Annotated in this window: 13 protein-coding genes, 20 tRNA genes, 1 rRNA gene and 1 riboswitch; of the genes, 2 read left to right on the top strand and 32 right to left on the bottom strand. The window is 37.5% G+C overall.

Annotation, left to right across the window (positions count from 1 at the left end; genetic code table 11):
- Window positions 1-45: 45 nt before the first annotated feature.
- From mutL to metK, 11 genes are all read right to left on the bottom strand, one after another.
- Window positions 46-1,980, bottom strand: a complete 1,935-nt coding sequence (gene mutL, locus J5J05_RS02575) for a DNA mismatch repair endonuclease MutL (RefSeq protein WP_208559129.1) — start codon at window positions 1,978-1,980, stop codon at window positions 46-48.
- 34 nt (window positions 1,981-2,014) lie between these two features.
- A complete protein-coding gene (gene mutS / locus J5J05_RS02580; protein ID WP_208559130.1) occupies window positions 2,015-4,651 on the bottom strand; it encodes a DNA mismatch repair protein MutS in 2,637 nt (878 codons plus the stop codon).
- 45 nt (window positions 4,652-4,696) lie between these two features.
- Window positions 4,697-5,500: a TIGR00282 family metallophosphoesterase gene (locus tag J5J05_RS02585; RefSeq protein ID WP_208559131.1), complete on the bottom strand. Its 804-nt coding sequence runs from the start codon at window positions 5,498-5,500 to the stop codon at window positions 4,697-4,699.
- A gap of 181 nt (window positions 5,501-5,681) precedes the next feature.
- Window positions 5,682-7,247: a ribonuclease Y gene (gene rny / locus J5J05_RS02590; protein ID WP_208559132.1), complete on the bottom strand. Its 1,566-nt coding sequence runs from the start codon at window positions 7,245-7,247 to the stop codon at window positions 5,682-5,684.
- A gap of 345 nt (window positions 7,248-7,592) precedes the next feature.
- The gene (gene recA, locus J5J05_RS02595) at window positions 7,593-8,735 is read right to left on the bottom strand and encodes a recombinase RecA (protein ID WP_208559133.1); all 1,143 of its coding nucleotides are present in this window, start codon (window positions 8,733-8,735) and stop codon (window positions 7,593-7,595) included.
- Window positions 8,736-8,985: 250 nt separating this feature from the next.
- Window positions 8,986-10,257 (bottom strand): competence/damage-inducible protein A, encoded by a 1,272-nt coding sequence (locus J5J05_RS02600; RefSeq protein WP_208559134.1) that lies wholly within the window; start codon window positions 10,255-10,257, stop codon window positions 8,986-8,988.
- Between the two features lie 156 nt (window positions 10,258-10,413).
- Window positions 10,414-11,001, bottom strand: coding sequence for a CDP-diacylglycerol--glycerol-3-phosphate 3-phosphatidyltransferase (gene pgsA, locus J5J05_RS02605; RefSeq protein ID WP_208559135.1), 588 nt, complete (start codon window positions 10,999-11,001; stop codon window positions 10,414-10,416).
- A 77-nt stretch (window positions 11,002-11,078) separates the two neighbouring features.
- Window positions 11,079-11,981 carry a RodZ domain-containing protein gene (locus J5J05_RS02610; protein WP_341868494.1) on the bottom strand — a complete coding sequence of 301 codons (903 nt, stop codon included), beginning with the start codon at window positions 11,979-11,981 and terminating at the stop codon, window positions 11,079-11,081.
- 289 nt (window positions 11,982-12,270) lie between these two features.
- Window positions 12,271-13,578: an EF-P 5-aminopentanol modification-associated protein YfmH gene (gene yfmH, locus J5J05_RS02615; protein ID WP_208559137.1), complete on the bottom strand. Its 1,308-nt coding sequence runs from the start codon at window positions 13,576-13,578 to the stop codon at window positions 12,271-12,273.
- Window position 13,579: 1 nt separating this feature from the next.
- Complete coding sequence (gene yfmF, locus J5J05_RS02620; protein WP_208559138.1) at window positions 13,580-14,839, bottom strand: EF-P 5-aminopentanol modification-associated protein YfmF; 1,260 nt, start codon at window positions 14,837-14,839, stop codon at window positions 13,580-13,582.
- An 80-nt stretch (window positions 14,840-14,919) separates the two neighbouring features.
- Window positions 14,920-16,110, bottom strand: a complete 1,191-nt coding sequence (gene metK, locus J5J05_RS02625; RefSeq protein WP_208559141.1) for a methionine adenosyltransferase — start codon at window positions 16,108-16,110, stop codon at window positions 14,920-14,922.
- Window positions 16,105-16,192, bottom strand: a riboswitch (SMK box riboswitch). Its footprint overlaps the gene before it by 6 nt.
- A gap of 123 nt (window positions 16,193-16,315) precedes the next feature.
- Here metK and J5J05_RS02630 point away from each other — a divergent pair.
- On the top strand, window positions 16,316-17,035 hold the full coding sequence (locus tag J5J05_RS02630; RefSeq protein WP_208559139.1) for a hypothetical protein: 720 nt from the start codon (window positions 16,316-16,318) through the stop codon (window positions 17,033-17,035).
- A 50-nt stretch (window positions 17,036-17,085) separates the two neighbouring features.
- Entirely contained in the window at window positions 17,086-17,517 is a 432-nt protein-coding gene (aac(6'), locus tag J5J05_RS02635) for an aminoglycoside 6'-N-acetyltransferase (protein WP_244244586.1), read from the top strand.
- Window positions 17,518-17,781: 264 nt separating this feature from the next.
- Here aac(6') and J5J05_RS02640 read toward each other — a convergent pair.
- The 21 genes from J5J05_RS02640 to rrf form a co-directional block, all read right to left on the bottom strand.
- Window positions 17,782-17,852, bottom strand: a tRNA-Gly gene (locus J5J05_RS02640).
- A gap of 14 nt (window positions 17,853-17,866) precedes the next feature.
- Window positions 17,867-17,939 (bottom strand) — tRNA-Phe (locus J5J05_RS02645).
- Between the two features lie 8 nt (window positions 17,940-17,947).
- Window positions 17,948-18,020, bottom strand: a tRNA-Asp gene (locus J5J05_RS02650).
- An 18-nt stretch (window positions 18,021-18,038) separates the two neighbouring features.
- Window positions 18,039-18,128, bottom strand: a tRNA-Ser gene (locus J5J05_RS02655).
- A gap of 29 nt (window positions 18,129-18,157) precedes the next feature.
- Window positions 18,158-18,229: transfer RNA gene (locus J5J05_RS02660), tRNA-Glu, on the bottom strand.
- Window positions 18,230-18,248: 19 nt separating this feature from the next.
- Window positions 18,249-18,336, bottom strand: a tRNA-Ser gene (locus J5J05_RS02665).
- Window positions 18,337-18,356: 20 nt separating this feature from the next.
- A tRNA-Ile gene (locus J5J05_RS02670) sits at window positions 18,357-18,430 on the bottom strand.
- A gap of 9 nt (window positions 18,431-18,439) precedes the next feature.
- Window positions 18,440-18,510: transfer RNA gene (locus J5J05_RS02675), tRNA-Gly, on the bottom strand.
- 11 nt (window positions 18,511-18,521) lie between these two features.
- Window positions 18,522-18,594, bottom strand: a tRNA-Asp gene (locus J5J05_RS02680).
- 16 nt (window positions 18,595-18,610) lie between these two features.
- Window positions 18,611-18,683, bottom strand: a tRNA-Met gene (locus J5J05_RS02685).
- Window positions 18,684-18,700: 17 nt separating this feature from the next.
- A tRNA-Ile gene (locus J5J05_RS02690) sits at window positions 18,701-18,774 on the bottom strand.
- An 18-nt stretch (window positions 18,775-18,792) separates the two neighbouring features.
- Window positions 18,793-18,866: transfer RNA gene (locus J5J05_RS02695), tRNA-Met, on the bottom strand.
- A gap of 45 nt (window positions 18,867-18,911) precedes the next feature.
- Window positions 18,912-18,985: transfer RNA gene (locus J5J05_RS02700), tRNA-Pro, on the bottom strand.
- An 11-nt stretch (window positions 18,986-18,996) separates the two neighbouring features.
- Window positions 18,997-19,070, bottom strand: a tRNA-Arg gene (locus J5J05_RS02705).
- Window positions 19,071-19,083: 13 nt separating this feature from the next.
- Window positions 19,084-19,169, bottom strand: a tRNA-Leu gene (locus J5J05_RS02710).
- Window positions 19,170-19,245: 76 nt separating this feature from the next.
- Window positions 19,246-19,317, bottom strand: a tRNA-Gly gene (locus J5J05_RS02715).
- 5 nt (window positions 19,318-19,322) lie between these two features.
- Window positions 19,323-19,395, bottom strand: a tRNA-Thr gene (locus tag J5J05_RS02720).
- Window positions 19,396-19,412: 17 nt separating this feature from the next.
- Window positions 19,413-19,494, bottom strand: a tRNA-Leu gene (locus J5J05_RS02725).
- 34 nt (window positions 19,495-19,528) lie between these two features.
- Window positions 19,529-19,601: transfer RNA gene (locus J5J05_RS02730), tRNA-Lys, on the bottom strand.
- A gap of 7 nt (window positions 19,602-19,608) precedes the next feature.
- Window positions 19,609-19,681 (bottom strand) — tRNA-Val (locus J5J05_RS02735).
- A 23-nt stretch (window positions 19,682-19,704) separates the two neighbouring features.
- Window positions 19,705-19,790: ribosomal RNA gene (rrf, locus tag J5J05_RS13005) — 5S ribosomal RNA — on the bottom strand; the annotation flags it as partial.

A 19,790-nucleotide genomic window follows, 5' to 3' on the forward strand; every position in this document is an offset into this window, starting at 1 on the left:
TACCAATATATTGGGTAAAATTAAAGATAATCAGCTTATTCTTTGTTAGTGAGGATCTTGAATTCTTTTAAACATTTTTTCCATATCTTGATTAGTCATTTTTACTAGTACTGGTCTTCCATGAGGACAATTATAGGGATTTTCTGTTTCTTTTAAGTCTTCAATCAACACTCTTGCTTCATTGGCATTTAGGTAGTGATTGGCTTTTATGGAACGTTTGCAGCTCATCATAATAGCGGTAGCTTCTCGAAATTTAGCAGTGGATAGTTCATTTTTATCTAACAGGAAATCAATCATTTCTTTAACGATTGATTCCTCTTGACCAGCTTTGAACCATGACGGATGACGTCGGACAAGAAACGTATTTTGACCAAACTCTTCTAATTCAATACCAGCTTTTAAAAGCTTATCAGCATGCTCTTGTATCGTTATCGCATCACTTGAAGGGTATTCCAAAACGATAGGCACTAAAAGTTCTTGCTGTACGGTCCCATCACTTTCGATTTCTTTCCTATAATACTCATACTTGATACGTTCTTGGGCAGCATGCTGGTCAATAATATAAAGCCCCTCTTCATTTTGAGCAAATAAGTAGGTTCCATGCATTTGCCCCACATACTCTAATTGAGGGAAGGTTCTATTTGATCGCTCTTCTTTCAATACGCGGTTAGCTGTTTTGAGAGGCGATTCTTTTAAATGATTGCCCTCTGAAAACATTGGTTGAGCTGTCTCATGAATGGTCTCCGATAATTGATCATCAAGATTTTCCTCTTGGACAGCTTCCTTTTCATGCATACTCGTTTTCTCAGTTTCCTCATAACGATGAGACACCGTTGATTGCGGTAAGGGTTCAGCTCCCCAGTTAATTTCTTCATTTTGAACTTGCTCATTATTTGTTGTCCGCGATTGCCAATCAAAAGCAGTTTGCTCTATTTTTTCAGTTGACTGTCTTTTTTTACTGGCGTAAATATTGCCCATAGCATTTGGAATTCTTTGCTGGGATTCCATTAGTTCACTAACTGCTTGTTTAATCAGTTGACTTAACTCTTTTTCATTACTGATTCTGACTTGTTGCTTAGTTGGGTGAACATTTACATCTAGTAAGAGCGGATCCATATTGATGTTGATAACAGCTATAGGAAATCTACCGACCATTAACTTAGAAGAATACCCATCAACAATTGCTTGTGCCAATGCATAGTTTTTAATATGCCGACCATTGACGATCAATGTCATATAAGATTTACTAGCTCTTGTTAACTCGGGTAAAGAGATGTAACCCGCTACTTCGTAATCAAAGTTTTTCGCATGAATAGGTTTCATTTTTTTTGCAGCTTCAACACCGTAAACGCCAGCAATAGCCTGTCTAACATCACCATTTCCAACAGTTTTCACGAGAAGATTTTGATCGCTGAACAGTCTAAAGCTAATTTCGGGATGCGAGAGTGCAATTCGATTGATCGTATCACTGATATGCGCGAGCTCAGTTTTTAATGTTTTGACATATTTCAATCTAGCTGGTGTATTAAAAAAGAGTTGTTCGACTTTTATCATCGTACCTCTTCTAGAAGCTGAAGCACTTTCTTCAATCAATTCTCCAGCTCTTAAAAGCATTCGTTTTCCAGCACTATTTTGTTGGGATGTTTCAATGGTTATTTCTGAAACAGAAGCGATACTAGGCAAAGCTTCTCCCCTAAACCCAAGTGTTCGAATTCGAAATAAATCTTCATTGGATATAAGTTTGCTCGTAGCGTGCCGCTCAAAAGCTTTAAGCACTTCTTCTGAGCGAATCCCTTCTCCATCATCCGTGACTTGAATTGATTTTAACCCAGCCTCTTCGACATAAATATCGATTTTAGTACTTTTGGCATCAATGGCGTTCTCTACAAGTTCTTTTACTACTGAAGCTGGACGCTCAATGACCTCACCAGCTGCTATTTGATTCGCCAATGTAGAAGACATTATCTGAATATGACTCACTTTATTCATTCCTCTCTTTACAAAAGCCCACATTTTATTTTAGTTTTTCTTGTAACTCATTCAATAAAGTCATTGCCTGAAGAGGCGTCAAATTCATGATGTTCGTCTCTTTTAATGCGCCGATAACGTTACTTTCCTTTTCAGAAGTTTCAGATACAAACAAAGAAAGTTGCTCATCTACTTTTTCAGATGCTGTCGTTGTATTTGCTAATGATGGTTGTGCTATTGGTTTTTCTTGTCTCTGAGCAGTTAGTCTATCTGAAGCTTCAAATAGCCCTTCTTGTTTTTGCTCTAGCTCTGACAGTATACCAGATGCTCTGTCGATCAATATTTCCGGTAAGCCGGCTAATTTCGCTACTTGTACACCGTAACTTTTATCAGCTGGTCCTTGGAGCATTTTATGAAGGAAAACGAGATTCCCATCTTCTTCTACCGCACCTACATGAATATTTTTCAATTTATCTAATCGATCTTCTAATACCGTCAATTCGTGATAGTGCGTAGAAAATAATGTCTTTGCACCAATCTCATCATGAACATGCTCAATGATGGCTTCAGCTAAAGCCATCCCATCATAGGTTGCGGTTCCTCGACCGATTTCATCGAATAAAAGCAAACTTTTACTTGTTGCATATGTCATCGCATGATTGGTTTCCATCATTTCTACCATGAATGTACTTTGTCCACCAATCAAGTCATCCATTGCCCCAATTCTCGTAAAGATTCTATCAAAAATCGGCAATTTCGCATACTCTCCCGGTACATAACAACCCATTTGAGCCATAATGACTGTTAATGCTAATTGACGCATGTAGGTACTCTTACCAGACATATTCGGTCCAGTAATCAAGAGTATATCCGTGTCACCTTCAAGAGAAATATCATTCGGCACATAAACTTGTTCTTTCATGACTTTCTCAACAACTGGATGTCTACCTTCTTTGATTAAAATGTCTTGAGAATCGGTATTAAATTCTGGTCTCACGTAACCATACGTTTCACTAACATAGGCAAATGATTGCAAACAGTCAATCTGAGCAACGATTTTGGCAAGCTTTTGAAGTCTTTTGATTTCAGCTTTCACTTGTTCGCGAATATCAGAGAACAACTCGTATTCGAGTGCTTTCGATTTTTCTTCTGCTTCTAATATTAGCGCTTCTTTTTCTTTTAATTCTGGAGTGCTATAGCGTTCAGCGTTCGTTAGCGTTTGCTTTCTCTGATATCTTTGTTCATCAATTTTATCTACATTAGAACGTGTCACTTCGATGTAATAACCGAACACTTTATTGAACCCGATTTTTAAATTCTTGATACCTGTATGTGCGCGTTCTTCAGCTTCCATATTGGCAATCCATTTTTTACCATTAATCATCGCATCTTTATATTCATCCAATTGTGCTTGATAGCCTAATTTGATGATCTCACCATCTGTGATAGATAATGGTGGTTCATCTTCTATAGCTGTCTCGATCAAATTAGCTATTTCTTCAACTGGATCTAATTGATCAAGTAATTGGGTCCATTCATTTCCAGCATTCATTGTCTGAATAATTTGGACAAGCTTAGGTATCTGTATCAAAGAATTTTTTAACTGAACCAGATCTCTCGCATTGACAGTCCCAAAAGCTACCCTTCCAGCTAACCGTTCAAGATCATAAACATTCGTTAATGTATCGGTTAAATCTGTTCGTTCAAAGAAGTGGTCCATTAATACTTGAACAATATTCAAGCGATTTTCAATAGCGGATTTCGTGATCAGTGGCTTTTCAAGCCAGTTCCTGAGCAAACGTCCACCCATTGCTGTTTTCGTTTCATCTAGTAACCACAATAACGTTCCTTTTTTTGTACCATCTCTTAAAGAAGTAGAGAGCTCCAGATTACGACGAGCTTCCTGACCATAAATCATATAATGAGATGTTTCGTATTGTTGAGCCGGTTGCAAGTGATCGAGACTTCTCATTTGCGTTTGTGCTAAATACGTAAGCAATAAATCTAATACTTGGTGAACGTCAGTATCCTCACATTGGGATTTCAAATCAGTTAATGCGCCTGCTACTTGAATTTCTTTAGAGATTTTAGAAACAACGATTTCAAGGTCTGATTCTAGTCGTTCTATCAAAGAAGGCTCTTCCTCTTTCTCAAACAGCACTTCTTTGATTTTCAATGACTGTAATTCAGTCTTCACTTCTTCAGGAGAACCAAGTTTGGTTACTTTTAACTCACCTGTCGTAAGATCTGCATAAGCTAACGTATGAAACTGTTCCATTTTCAATACAGCTGCAATATAATTATTTTCTTTAGCATCCACTGAAGCAGCGTTCATTACTGTTCCCGGTGTGATGACCTGTACAACTTCTCGCTTGACCATTCCTTTTGCCAGCTTAGCATCTTCTACTTGCTCACATATCGCTACTTTATGCCCTCTTTCAATGAGTGCATCAATGTATCTTTGCGCTGAATGATGCGGTACACCGCACATCGGGATTTTGTCTTCAGCGTTTTTATTTCTACTCGTCAATGTTAACTCTAGCATTTGAGCTACTTCTACGGCATCATCAAAGAACAATTCGTAGAAATCACCCAAACGATAAAATAAATAGACGTCTGGGTATTGCTTTTTTATGTTTAAGTATTGCTCCATCATCGGTGTATGTTTTGTCTTTTGAGGCATTTACCTCACCTCTCTATTATTTCTATAAGCATATTTGCTTACCTATTAGTTGAAAAATGGTGTATCTTCGTCAATTCTAATCGGCTTGATTGATTTTGTCTTACCAGTTGTATCATCTAATTCGATGAAACAGCCATTTAATTTCTTACGACCAGTTTCGGGCACTTCAAATCGATTAGGCATTTGCGTCAGAAATTTTTCAATAATCGCTTCTCTTTTCATTCCTAAAACACCATCGTAGAATCCCGTCATCCCAGCGTCAGACATGTATCCAGTCCCAGAGGGTAATATACGGTTATCATTTGTCTGAACATGTGTATGTGTCCCTACTACTGCCGATGCTTTACCATCCATATACCAGCCCATTGCTTCTTTTTCACTTGTTACTTCAGCATGAAAATCTATAAAAATATGTGGCGTTCTTTTTCTGGCCTCTTCTACTAGTTCCATACCGATCTTAAATGGATCTTCCAAATCTCCCATGAATACTCTGCCGTGTAAATTAATAACCGCTAATTCTTGTTGGTTGATTTTTATATAAACGATTCCTTTTCCCGGCACACGCGAGAGATTCGGATAATTTGCAGGGCGAATCAATTTCTTAGCATCGTCAATGAAGTCAACGATTTCTTGTTTATCCCAAGTATGATTTCCCATCGTTACAGCATCTACACCACATTGCAAAAATTCTTTATAAATTTTCTCTGTAATGCCTCTTCCACCTGCTGCGTTCTCTCCGTTCAAAATCGTCGCTTGAGGTTTGTATTTCGCTTTTAACTTCGGTAAGTATTCTTGGACCATTTCTCGTCCCATCGAACCGACAACATCACCAATAAATAATATTTTCATTTAACTTCCTCTTCTCCATTCGGTACCTCTTATTTTACCAGTTTTCATTGGTCAAAATCAAAGTGAAATCTACTTCATTACTTTTATGTTATTTTGAAGTCAACGTTATTATTTTTCAATAGCAATCAAAAAAAAGAACAGCTTTCGCTGTCCTTTTAAAGATTATCTATTCAATGGTTCATTATTTAGCATATTCAACGGCTCTCGTTTCGCGAATGACCGTTACTTTAATGTGTCCAGGATAGTCCATATCTTCTTCGATTTGCTTCCGTACACTTCGTGCCAATTTTGCAGACATACTATCATCTAGTTGATCCGGTCTAACGATAATACGAACTTCTCTACCAGCTTGAATAGCATAGCTTTCTTTAACTCCTTCAAATCCGTTAGAAATTCTTTCGAGATTTTCTAAACGTTGAAGATAATTTTCAAGAGACTCGCTTCTTGCACCGGGTCTTGCTGCAGAAATTGAATCTGCTGCTTCTACCAATACTGCAATAATCGAGCTTGCTTCAACATCGCCATGATGGGAAGCGATCGCATTAATAACCGTTTCACTTTCTTGATATTTCATTGCTAATTGTGCACCAATCTCAACGTGAGATCCTTCTACTTCGCTATCTAATGCTTTACCAATATCGTGCAATAATCCAGCACGTTTAGCTAACTGAACATCTTCTCCAAGTTCTGCTGCCATAACACCAGCAATTTTGGCCACTTCGATTGAATGATTCAAAACATTTTGACCATAGCTTGTTCTAAAGTGCAGGCGCCCGATAATTTTTATAAAATCTGGATGTATAGAGTGAATACCTAAATCGAAAATAGCTTCTTCTCCGATTTCTCTGATTCGCTCATCCATTTCTTTTCGAGATTTTTCAACTGCTTCCTCGATTCGACCTGGATGGATGCGTCCGTCTGAAATCAATTTTTCAAGAGCCATTTTTGCTGTTTCTCGACGTATAGGGTCAAATCCACTTAATACAACTGCTTCCGGCGTATCATCGATGATAAGATCCATACCTGTCAGACTTTCCAACGTGCGAATATTTCTTCCTTCTCTACCAATAATACGACCTTTCATGTCGTCATTTGGTAAGTGGATCACACTCACTGTTGTCTCGGTAACTTTATCTGCTGCAGAACGCTGTATGGCTTGAGTAATTAAGTTTTTAGCTCTTCGATCAGCTTCTGATTTAGCTTTGTCTTCATATTGTTTGACCATTACTGCTAACTCACGAGACAAGTCTTTTTCGGTTTGAGATAATACAATTGATTTTGCTTCTTCTTGAGACAATGCCGCGATCGATTGAAGTTTTTCTTGCTGTTCAGCAATCAAGTCTTCGGCAGATTGCTCTAGCTCTTCTAGTGCTTTTTGACGGCTAGTTAAGCGATCTTCTCTGCTTTGTAAAGAACTTTCTCTTTTGTCAATTGTGTTCCCTTTTCGTTCAAGATTATCTTCTCTCTGATCCAAACGATTTTCTTGACGTGCTACTTCAGAACGTCTTTCTTTTAGCTCCCATTCTACTTCTGTTCGATAAGAATGGATTTCCTCTTTGGCCTCTAACAACGCTTCTTTTTTCAAGGTTTCAGCTTCTTTATTAGCATCTTCTACTATATTTTCCGCTGTTTTTCTTGAATCAGCAAGTCTTTTTTCAAAGCTTCTTTTATTTAAATAAGCTCCTATGAAGATTCCGATGATTAAAGTAACGATAGCGAAGGCTACTGAGATAAAAAGAGTAGTCATTTGGTCACCTCCGTATCATTATTTAGTTTACATTTAATTCATGTATAAAAAAGTCAGGTACTGCTTATGTTAAGCGACTCCTATTGATGATTAAAATAGTTGTCGTTTGTCATAAAATCTTTCATTAACATAATAGTGTAACAGACAATCTAATTTTAAAGGTCTTAACGCATTGTGTCAATACAGTTTAGAGAAAGAGAAGGATTTTACTGTTTTTATCAGTGATTTTCTTTAGTTTCTATTTTTTTATGGATTATAAATGCTTGATCACAAATCGAAATATAACTAAATAACACCACCCAAAGTTATATTCTTTGAGTGGTGTTATTTAGACTTTCGAATAAATTAAACGTCTAGTGTTTCAGATCCTGTCTCTTCTTCGTTACCGGTCTCATTCTCGTTTCCAGTCTCTTCTGATCCAATCACATCTGGACTTTCTTCAAGTACGATCGTACCATCTTCTCCGTTAAGCTCGTTAACAAATTCGATATCTGATTCACTACCGATATCATAAGCGACTCTGACTCTCTTCTCGATTTCAGCAAGCATTTCAGGATGATCTACGAGATACTGTTTAGAATTCTCGCGACCTTGACCAATTCGCTCTTCACCATAAGAATACCAAGCGCCTGCCTTATCAATAATTTCAGCATCAGATCCCATATCTACGAGCTCACCTACTTGAGAAATTCCTTCTCCGTACATGATATCTACTAACGCAACTTTAAAAGGTGGCGCAACCTTGTTTTTAACCACTTTTATTTTTGTTTTGTTCCCTGTCATGTCTTTACCTGATTTGATAGATTCACCACGACGTACTTCTAATCTGACAGTTGCATAGAATTTCAATGCACGACCACCAGGCGTCGTTTCAGGATTACCAAACATTACACCAACTTTTTCACGAATCTGGTTGATAAACAAGGCAATCGTTTTTGTTTTATTGATTGATCCTGAGAGTTTACGAAGTGCTTGAGACATCAAACGCGCTTGTAAACCAACATGTGACGCACCCATTTCTCCATCAATTTCTGCTCGCGGCACTAATGCTGCAACAGAGTCAATAACGACCATATCAACAGCTCCACTTGAAACTAATGCGTCGGCAATCTCTAAAGCTTGTTCCCCTGTATCTGGTTGAGAAAGTAACAACTCATCAATATCAACACCTAACGCACGGGCATATTTTGGATCAAGTGCATGCTCTGCATCGATAAATGCGGCTATTCCGCCATTTTCTTGTACAGAAGCAATCGCGTGAAGCGCTACAGTCGTTTTACCAGAACTTTCTGGTCCGTACACTTCAATGATACGACCTCGTGGATATCCACCTATCCCTAAGGCAACATCCAGCGCAAGCGATCCACTAGGAATCGTTTTGATTTGTGTGTCGACTTTTTCGCCCATTTTCATGATTGAGCCTTTACCAAAATTTTTCTCTATTTTACTTAATGCTGCATCTAGTGCTTTTTTACGATCATCTGTCATTAATTCATTCTCCTCCTATTAATTCAGGAATTTATATGGTTTTGCTTCTTATTTAATGCACATTTTATCATCTACATTTTAAAGTCGAAAGGTATTTCATGTTTGAATTCTTTTATGAATATTCCTTTATTGCAAACATGCATTCTCTCTATTACTTTCTTATTTTACTGTTTTTTTTTATAAAAAGCAAGCTTTAATCGAACATTTATTCGCAATAAATCAATCTCACTTTTTAACAACACATTTCATCTCAATCATTGATGTAGGATTTGTTTTCAATCGAAAGATCCAATAAAACTCGACGAGTGAGGTTTAAAGCATTTTTAACTGCTCGTTCTCTATTTGTATTGCGATCATATTTGAATCGATATTCTTTAGCAAATGCTGTTTTTCCTCTTTGTGCAATGCCTATCCAGACTTCTCCAGGTTCATGGTCTTCTAGTCTTCCCGGTCCTGCAACGCCTGTCAGCGAGACAGCTATATCTGAACCGAATCTTTCCATTACTTTTTCGGCCATTTCGATCGCGCATTCACCGCTGACTACCCCATATGCCGCTATAGTATCTTTCGAAACACCTAATTCATTGATCTTTTGCTCAGTACTATAAACAACCATACCACCTTCTAGCACATTACTAGCGCCTTCTTCGCTAGTGATACTTCCCAAAAAGGTGCCTCCAGTTAAGCTTTCTGCAGCAGTGATTTTTTTGTTTTGTTCAATCAATAATTCATTGACCGCACTAGCCAATCCTCTATCTGTATACCCATATATATAATCGCCTACTTCTTCGGCTATTTCACGTTCAACTATATCTATCATTTTCTCACATTCACTCTTTGTAGAACCCTTAGCTGTAATCCTCACTTTCAGTTCTCCACCGGATGCATATATAGCTACAGTAGGATTTGACTGATTTTTGATAATATTCTCGATTTTATCCGCTAATTGAGCTTCCGTTAATCCGAAAATTCTAAGCATTTTTGATAATAATTCTTGATGTTGCTCATCTTGTTCTATTAATTTTTCTTTTAAATAGTTTTCTACCATTGGTTTTAACTCATTTGGCGGTCCTGGAAGTAATACATACTGATGATTACCTTGTTGATGAAAAACACCTACTGCCATTCCAGGATCATTTATCAATGGCTGTGAACCTTTTAGGATCAACGCTTGAAGTAAATTATTCTTCGGCATTTTAAAATCAAGATCTTTATGCCTTTCAATAATTTTAGCTTCTGACGGTTTATGAGTCACTAAATCCACACCTAAGTAGTTTGCCAAAACGCTTTTTGTGATATCATCTTCTGTAGGACCAAGCCCTCCAGTTAAAATGATAGTATCTACTCTTTTTTCCGCTGTCTTTATTGCTTCAGCAATTCTATCTGGGTTGTCTCCAACTGTTACTTGATGGTATAACTCTATCCCAAGTAAGGATAGTTCTTTTGAGAGATAGGCAGCATTTGTGTTGACGATTTGCCCCATTAGTATTTCTGTTCCTACCGTTATTACTTCAGCTCTCATCATTTTCCTCCTACTTACTATATACTGGTTGAATCTTTCGATGCTCACGAAAATACAACTTACCTCACTATTTTATCACAAGTTCGCTCTATTGCTTCATTCTAAGAACCAAAAAAACGTGTTAGATCCAATGAGATCTAGCACGTTTTTTCATAATCAACTACTGAACGTTCCTTTGAAAAAGTGTCGAGCGTTGTAAAAATAGTCATATCCTGAATACAATGTGAAAACCAAACACACGTATAGTAGGATTGTTGCGACTGGAATACCCGTCCAATTAAATGGGAAATTATTCATTAATAAAAAGATAATGGCAAGCATTTGAGTATTGGTTTTTACTTTACCTGGCCATGAAGCAGCTAGCACTGTGCCGCCTTGTTCAACTAATAATAATCTTAAACCTGTGACTGCCAATTCTCTACAAACAATGACCGCTACTACCCATGCAGGTGCAAGGTTCAATTGAACCAATAAAATAAGTGCAGTCATAACAAGCATCTTATCAGCTAGTGGATCAGCAAATTTACCAAAATTAGAAACAATATTCATCTTTCTAGCAAGATAACCGTCTAGCCAATCTGTAAAACTAGCTACAGCAAAAATGATTGTCGCAATCAACAATTTAATTTCAATAACCGAATCCAGTAATTCAATTGTCCCCATATCGATGGGCATCACAACCAAGATAATAAATATAGGAATCATAAATATCCTAAGCATCGTCAATTTATTGGGTAAATTCATTTTATCCTCCTATGCATTCAAATAAAAGATCGAAGAATCTATTTACCTCTCCGATCCTTTATTTGATCACTAACTCACTATTTCTTAAATTCAAAGATCATATCTTGTCTTACTGCATTAGCAGATTCTTCTGCATATTCAACGGTTTGACCATTAAATTCAACCTTTGTGGCAGCAGCGTTCCCAATTACAGCCTTAATGGTCTCTGTGTCTTCTGTTAATTCTGCTGAAGCAGAATTACCCGATGTCAATAATTGCTGCTCAACTGTATTCCCATCGACCGTTATACTAACCCACGATTCTCCATCTTCGGCAGTTAACACTAGACTTTGTCCAGCTTCAGCACCTGTAACAGCATAAGTGGTTGTTCTGCCATCACTTGATTCTTGTGTGATAGATAAGGCTGGTTCTTCTTCAACAACGTCATCTTCTGAGTCAGCTTCTTCTTCATTCTCGGTGTCCGCTGCAGGTTCTTCACTTTGGTTATCATCACTCGGTTCAGCATCTTCACTGCTGTCTACTTCGACTTTACTTGCTGGGTCATCTTGAACAGAAGGAGATTCATTACTACCAGAAGTCCCACGAACAGCAAAATAGAATGCTAGCGCAATGGCTACCACAAAAACAATAATCAATATTGTTGGTAAGCTATCTTGAATCGTACTGATCATACCATTTTCTTTCGGCTTCGTTCTGGTTTGAGTCGTTCTCACTTGTTCTGTAATTTCTTCGCTTTTAGGAGCAGCAATATCAGCATGGTCTTTTAACAATTGTTCTCCGTCCAACCCTACTGTATCTGCATATTGTTTGATAAAAGCTCGAGCATAGAAATTACCTGGCAAGACTTCCAGATTTCCTTCTTCGACAGCGATTAAATATCTTTTTTGTATTTTAGTCATTTGTTGTAAATCTTCTAATGTATACCCTTTGGCTTTTCTAGCTTCTTTAAGCTTTTCGCCTACTTCGTTCAATCTTGTCACCTACCCTAATATCATTCTTATAGCCTATATAAAAAACAATCTTCCTCATCTACAAATCTAACTAAATCAGTTAGAAAAGGATATTGATTCTCTTTATATAGAGTTAGGTCTATCTTAATCTTTCGTTTCTATCATTTTAGTTTAAATAACGTTACAAAAACAAACATGAAACGACGACATTTCCGCCATTTCTAAAAGTATACCATACGAAAAACGTTGAGTATAGGGTGATTATTCTTATGTGATATCTTCGTTTTTTTCATTCACATATAATATGAAAATTTTACTATTATTTTGACTTTTCCGCATCTAAATCAGGCAAGATATGGAAGACAGATAGCCGCTGTTCCAACAGATATTGGGAGGCTAATTGAACAATCTCTTGTAGTTCAATTTGTTCAATTAAATAGATGATATCAAATACAGTTTCCTTGGTTCCAGTTAAATCAGCAAATTGATTAGCGATATAATCTAATGAGTTTAAAGACTGCAACTCTTGACCGATGATTCTCTTCTTAACCAATTCAAAATGAGCTTCATTGAAATCAGGATTATGGACAGCTGTTAACAACAATTGTTTAAATATTTCTGTAAATTCTACTGGATCAGTTGTGTCTCCACTAATACTCAAATAATCAACTTGTCTTTCAATCGTATGTTCATAGTTAAAACTATCATCAATGATCTGTTGATTGTATAGATCCAAATAAGTTCTAGAGGTTTCTCCAAACAGCATTTTTAATATAAATTCCATTTTCAGAGAATACACTAAAGCCTCTTGACCACGTAGAGTATGTCTACTCCCCTTAATCCCCATATACACTTTAGATTTGACCACATCCATTTTAAATGATTTGAAAGGGACGATTATTTGCTCACTATCCGTGGGAAAAATCCTTTGAATTTTATTGATAGCTTCAAAAGATTTTGCTGCTTGATTCGCTTCTATCCATTTAATCGTCCGATATACGTCAATATTACCTGCAACGACTAATTGCATATTACTAGGATGATAAAAAGCGTGATGGTTCTTATACAAGTCATCAGCTGTTATATTCTTAATACTATCTACTGTCCCAGCAATATCAGTTTGAATCGGATGATTGGGATATAAATTATTTAATAACCCCATCATGCCTATCCATTCAGGTTGATCTTCATACATTTGAATCTCTTGACCGATAATTTCTTTTTCTCTATCAACCGATTCCTCAGTAAAATAAGGTGTTTGAACAAAGTTTAATAAGATATCCAAGTTCTCTCGAACATTTTCGGTACATGAAAAAAGATAAGCTGTCTTTGTTATTCCAGTAAAAGCATTAGCTGAGGCACCAAATCGAGAAAAGTCATCGAATACATCGCCATTTTCTGTTTCAAATAGCTTGTGTTCTAAAAAATGTGCTACTCCTGGAGGAAATTGACTACTATTTTTTTCACCTTCTTGAATAAACAGTTGATCAATGGATCCATAATCAGTACTAAACAATGCATAAGTTGTTCGATACTCTTTTTTAGGAAGTAATATCACCGTTAAACCATTTTTGAGTTCTTTACGATAAACAGTTTCTTTTAATTCTTTATAAACAAATTTATCCATACTAGCGAAGCCCTCCAGATAATAAAAATACAGCTTTTAGTTTGATCGTTTTTGCTATTTCGATAATCTCACTCTTTGTAACAGCATTTATTTTATCTTTCCATTCTTCAAGACTTAGTAGAGGCTGATCAATTAATTCAAAGCTTATTTGTCTTTCAATAATACTGTCAGCATAATCTTCTGATTGAAATAAGGCACTTTTTAATAATGATTTTGACTGTTCTATTATTTCCTTTGAAAAGTCACCTTCTTGAATACGTTTGAGCTGTTTCAAAATCATTTTTTCTACCGTTTCATATTGAGTATGATCAATACCAGACTGAACATATAAGATACCATTATAACTGTCTATTCCACTAACGATGTCATAAGCCAATCCATGTTCTTCTCTTACCACAGTAAACAGTTTTGAGTGAGAGAATCCTCCAAATAATCCATTAAATACTTGACCTGCATAGTACAAATCTTCATGATAATAAATAGACGCGTCAAATACTAAGTTTAATTTAGACTGGGCTATTTCTTGATACTCAGTTTTACGCTTCACACCATTAAATATTTTATCTTTGTAGAAAATCTGATTTCCAATTAGCGAACGATCTTTGAAATCAAACGACTTGAGTACTTCTGTGACACGATTTTCATCAATATCTCCAAGTATTGTAATGGTTATCTGGTCACTTGATAACATTTGTTCATAAACCTTATATAATGATTTTGGAGTAATCTTTTCTAAATCTTCTGATCTTCCCCAAGCAGGTATCTTTTGTTCTAATGTATCAAAATATAATTTGCTTGCCTCAACACCAGCATATTCCTGTTTGTCCTCGTAAAGTGAGGCATACTCATCTTTAAGATTAACAACTTCTCTTTCAAATGTTTCTCCGTGAAAAGTACAATCTGATGCATTTGGATAGAATAAAACATTTTTTAAAAATAGCATAGCTTTTTCAAAAATATTTTTTTCAACTAAAAATTGATCATCGACTATATCCATTTCTAATGTGAGAAGATGGACATTCCCTGCTTTTTCTACATCAACTGAAAATTGAGCACCGTACAATGAAGAAAGTGCCCCTCTAAAATCTGTTTGAGTAGGATAATGCTGACTATTTGTACTTAACATATTAGCCAACAATGCTTTGCTAGTTATCTGATCTGACTCAATCTTTGACTTGAATTGTATTCTGATCGAAATCGTTTTAAATTTCTTAATCGTCGAGATGTTCAAATGAACCCCCTCTGCAAGCTCTTTTCGCATAATACCTCCTGAATAATTTTTTGAAATAACAAAAAGACTAGAACACCGTAGCTCTAGTCTTGAAGTCTTTTGATTCATACTTATTTTAAAAGTTCTTTTAACTCATCTACTTTGTCAACATTCTCCCAAGGAAGATCAATATCCGTACGTCCAAAGTGTCCATAAGCAGCAGTTTGCTTATAAATAGGACGTTGGAGATCCAACATTTTAATAATACCTGCTGGTCTTAAATCGAATACTCGACGAATCGCTTCAATCACTTTTGAGTCTTCTACTTTACCTGTACCGAAAGTGTCTACAGCTATTGAAACAGGTTGGGCAACCCCAATAGCATAGGCTAATTGAACTTCTACCTTATCTGCTATTTTAGCAGCAACTAAGTTTTTAGCAATATATCTCGCAGCATAGCTAGCTGATCTATCTACTTTAGTCGCATCCTTACCAGAAAAAGCACCGCCACCATGTCTTGCGTATCCACCGTAAGTGTCAACAATAATTTTTCTTCCTGTCAAACCAGCATCCCCTTGAGGACCACCGACAACAAAACGTCCAGTAGGATTGATGTAATATTTAGTATCTTCATCTAACCATTTTGCTGGAATAACTTCTTTAATCACTTGTTCAATAATATCTTTTTTAAGTGTCTCGTACTCAATCTCTGGCGCATGTTGTGTACTTACAACAATTGCATCAACACGTTTCGGTTGATCATTTTCATCGTACTCAACCGTTACTTGTGCTTTTGCATCAGGTCTGAGGTAGAGTAGTGTCTTATTTTTTCTCACTTGAGCAATTCTTCTTGTTAAACGATGACTTAACGAAATTGGTAAAGGCATTAGCTCAGGTGTTTCATTTGAAGCAAAGCCAAACATCAACCCTTGATCTCCAGCACCTATCTTGTTAAGAAGATCTTCATCTCCAGAAGCTTTGGACTCAACAGAATCATCTACACCAATCGAAATATCAGGAGACTGATCATCTATTGAAACTAACACAGCACATGTATCGGCATCAAAACCGTATTTAGCACGTGTATAGCCAATTTCTCGAATCGTATCTCTAGCAACTTTTTGCATATCGACATAAGTACTCGTTCTAATTTCACCTGCGATAAGAACCAATCCTGTTGTTACCATCGTTTCACAAGCAACTCGAGCATCTGGATCTTTTTCCAAAATGGCATCTAAAACAGCATCACTGATTTGGTCAGCAATTTTATCAGGATGTCCCTCTGAAACAGATTCTGAAGTAAATAATTTTTTTTCCATTATAGTATTCCCCCTGTTCTATTATCGGTTACAAGGCTTCCGACCTGGTCTGTGGTCGTCCTATCGGGAATTCATTGTAAACCTACATTATTTTACCATATTAAGATGAAACAATCATTCAGATTTTAAATTAATTTCATAGATTATCACTAAATTGTGATATGATAAAAACAAATAGATAAAAGTTAAAGGATGAAATCATTTGAACTTGAAAATATTGAAATTACCTCCTCAACAACTTTTTTGGTTTGCTACGTTACCAATACTTTACTTAACAACGGGTATCGTTCTTTCACTACCCTACTCAACTATTCACTTTCTTTCCACTGCTTTACTTTATCTTTTTGCTTTGTCAAATCTACTAATAGAAATGGCGTTGGGCGATGCGTTCATTAACAATATGCCTCTACGAAAAAAGCAAATACTGTTTCAAGAATTCGTTATACTAGTCTGTCTTCTATATTTTATACTTCAGTATGCTTTCTATACGCCAATTTTATTGATTTGTTATAGTCTGATGGTCCAAGGAAAATATATTTTTAAGTTTTATGACTTGGACAGTTTTGCTTTAGCATTAACAGTACTATTTAAAGCAATCCTATTAAATGCAGTTGGATTTTATCTTCAAGCTAATTTTATTTCTATAAATAGTTTCCAACACTTTCTCCCACTATTATTTCCCTTATTAATAGTAGAAATCTATACTTGGAATAGAACTTTAAGAAAAGTTATAGAAGCAGTATGTTGGAGTTTAGGATACCTTTTAGCCATTTTATTGCAATGGCCTATCACCAACTGGTTCAGCCTATTGATGCTTCTCTCTGCACCGCTAGTGTTATTACCAAATGAAAGACTTTCACCCATTAAAAAAGCTATAATATTTAATCTTAATTATTTAATTATACTTGTAGTAGCCTACTTCATGTAAATTTTTTTAGTAATGGCGCAATTAGATATAAGAATTGAGGGTATACTAAAATGATTATCACTGTAACCGAAGAACATATCTCAGATTTAATGATTCTCATTAAGTCATTATGGCCAACAGCAAAAGAGACTGTGTACACAAAAAAAATTAACTTATCAAATGAGCAGTTATTTTTATATTATTCAAAAGGACAAGCCATGGGATTTGCACAAGTTTCACTCCGGAATGACTATGTTGAAGGAACAGCTTCTTCACCTGTCGGCTATCTTGAGGGCATTTACGTTTTACCTAATATGAGACGAAAAAACATTGCATTTGAACTTTTACAAGCTTGCGAGCATTGGGCAATCGGAAACGGTTGTAGTGAATTTGCAAGTGATTGTACATTAGATAACCAGTTAAGTGAAAATTTCCATTTAGCTTCTGGATTTGAAGAAGTCGGACAAATTCGGCACTTCAAAAAGAGTCTTACGCAATCATAATATAATCAGTTTCTATATATCAGATAAGTGTTGGTGTATATTCGCCAACACTTTTTTTATGCAATAAAGCAAAATCCCTCTAAAAATTGACTATCTTCTTGAATACCTATTAAGCTGATATATAGCACAAAACAGCCGAACCGACAAAGTTTATTAGAAGAACTTTTGATTACAATAACTTGTTACTCAGCTTATATAAACATGCATGAAAATACAAAAAAAGACATATCTTTCTTTACTGAAAGATATGTCTTTTAAATATGAAGCGGGTGACGAGAATCGAACTCGCGACGACAGCTTGGAAGGCTGTGGTTTTACCACTAAACTACACCCGCAACGCAAAAAAAAATGGCGCAGGACAGAGTCGAACTGCCGACACACGGAGCTTCAATCCGTTGCTCTACCAACTGAGCTACTGCGCCAATACAAACGGTCCCGACGGGATTCGAACCCGCGATCTCCTGCGTGACAGGCAGGCGTGATAACCGCTACACTACGGGACCAAATCGTTACATTGGATAAGGAGGATGTGGGATTCGAACCCACGCGCGTTTTTACACACCTGACGGTTTTCAAGACCGTTCCCTTAAGCCGGACTTGGGTAATCCTCCAAAAATATATGATAGTAGATTTCTACTAATGACCCCTACGGGATTCGAACCCGTGTTACCGCCGTGAAAGGGCGGTGTCTTAACCGCTTGACCAAGGGGCCTTGCAATAAAAATAAAAAACGGAGAAGGAGGGATTTGAACCCTCGCGCCGCGTAAACGACCTACACCCTTAGCAGGGGCGCCTCTTCAGCCACTTGAGTACTTCCCCATATCAATAAATGATACGAATGGGCCTAAGTGGACTCGAACCACCGACCTCACGCTTATCAGGCGTGCGCTCTAACCAGCTGAGCTATAGGCCCCAAACAAAAAGCGGGTGACGAGAATCGAACTCGCGACGACAGCTTGGAAGGCTGTGGTTTTACCACTAAACTACACCCGCATTATGTTAAACGGTCCCGACGGGATTCGAACCCGCGATCTCCTGCGTGACAGGCAGGCGTGATAACCGCTACACTACGGGACCAAGTTACATATTGCAATTGCGGGGACAGGACTCGAACCTGTGACCTCCGGGTTATGAGCCCGACGAGCTGCCAACTGCTCTACCCCGCGATAATATTAAAAACGAATGGACCTTGCAGGACTCGAACCTGCGACCGGACGGTTATGAGCCGTCTGCTCTAACCAACTGAGCTAAAGGTCCGCGTACTATAAGTAGATATAGCGGCGGAGGGAGTCGAACCCACGACCTCACGGGTATGAACCGTACGCTCTAGCCAGCTGAGCTACACCGCCATCGTCCTATGTAAGAAAGCATTACGGTGTTTTCTACATAAGAAATCGGGAAGACAGGATTCGAACCTGCGACCCCTTGGTCCCAAACCAAGTGCTCTACCAAGCTGAGCTACTTCCCGTATGCTTTAAATGCACCCTAGAGGAGTCGAACCTCTAACCGCCTGATTCGTAGTCAGGTACTCTATCCAATTGAGCTAAGGGTGCTTATTAAGTTAAGTGCCGAGGGCCGGAATCGAACCGGCACGGTGAAAACTCACCGCAGGATTTTAAGTCCTGTGCGTCTACCAGTTCCGCCACCCCGGCTAATAATAAGGGTATAAAGCTCTGTAGAATATAAAGCTATATTCAATTATTGACCTCTTATAATCTTGATCAATTAAGCGAAAGACGGGATTCGAACCCGCGACCCCCACCTTGGCAAGGTGATGTTCTACCACTGAACTACTTTCGCAAACATGCCGGCTAAAGGATTTGAACCCTCGACCTACTGATTACAAATCAGTTGCTCTACCAACTGAGCTAAGCCGGCATAATATAAAAACAACATGCGGATGGAGGGACTTGAACCCCCACGCCGTGAAGCGCTAGATCCTAAATCTAGTGCGTCTGCCAATTCCGCCACATCCGCGTTAAGTCATTTATAAATTGCACAGAAAGTGCAATGAGCCATGCTGGGCTCGAACCAGCGACCCTCTGATTAAAAGTCAGATGCTCTACCAACTGAGCTAATGGCTCAAAAAAATGGAGGTTAACGGGCTCGAACCGCTGACCCTCTGCTTGTAAGGCAGATGCTCTCCCAACTGAGCTAAACCTCCATAAAATAAAAGTTAAAGAGCTTGCACGGCAACGTCCTGCTTTCACAAGGGGAAACCCCTCACTATCCTCGGCGCTGGGAAGCTTAACGGCTGTGTTCGGAATGGGAAC

It is taken from the genome of Marinilactibacillus kalidii, assembly GCF_017599325.1.
In the GTDB taxonomy this organism is placed as follows: Bacteria; Bacillota; Bacilli; order Lactobacillales; family Carnobacteriaceae_A; genus Marinilactibacillus; species Marinilactibacillus kalidii.

Coding starts and splice junctions, on each gene's coding strand:
- mutS (WP_208559130.1), bottom strand. CDS start 4,651: ATGCCTCAAAAGACAAAACATACACCGATGATGGAGCAATACTTAAAC.
- J5J05_RS02585 (WP_208559131.1), bottom strand. CDS start 5,500: ATGAAAATATTATTTATTGGTGATGTTGTCGGTTCGATGGGACGAGAA.
- rny (WP_208559132.1), bottom strand. CDS start 7,247: ATGACTACTCTTTTTATCTCAGTAGCCTTCGCTATCGTTACTTTAATC.
- recA (WP_208559133.1), bottom strand. CDS start 8,735: ATGACAGATGATCGTAAAAAAGCACTAGATGCAGCATTAAGTAAAATA.
- J5J05_RS02600 (WP_208559134.1), bottom strand. CDS start 10,257: ATGAGAGCTGAAGTAATAACGGTAGGAACAGAAATACTAATGGGGCAA.
- pgsA (WP_208559135.1), bottom strand. CDS start 11,001: ATGAATTTACCCAATAAATTGACGATGCTTAGGATATTTATGATTCCT.
- yfmH (WP_208559137.1), bottom strand. CDS start 13,578: ATGGATAAATTTGTTTATAAAGAATTAAAAGAAACTGTTTATCGTAAA.
- yfmF (WP_208559138.1), bottom strand. CDS start 14,839: ATGCGAAAAGAGCTTGCAGAGGGGGTTCATTTGAACATCTCGACGATT.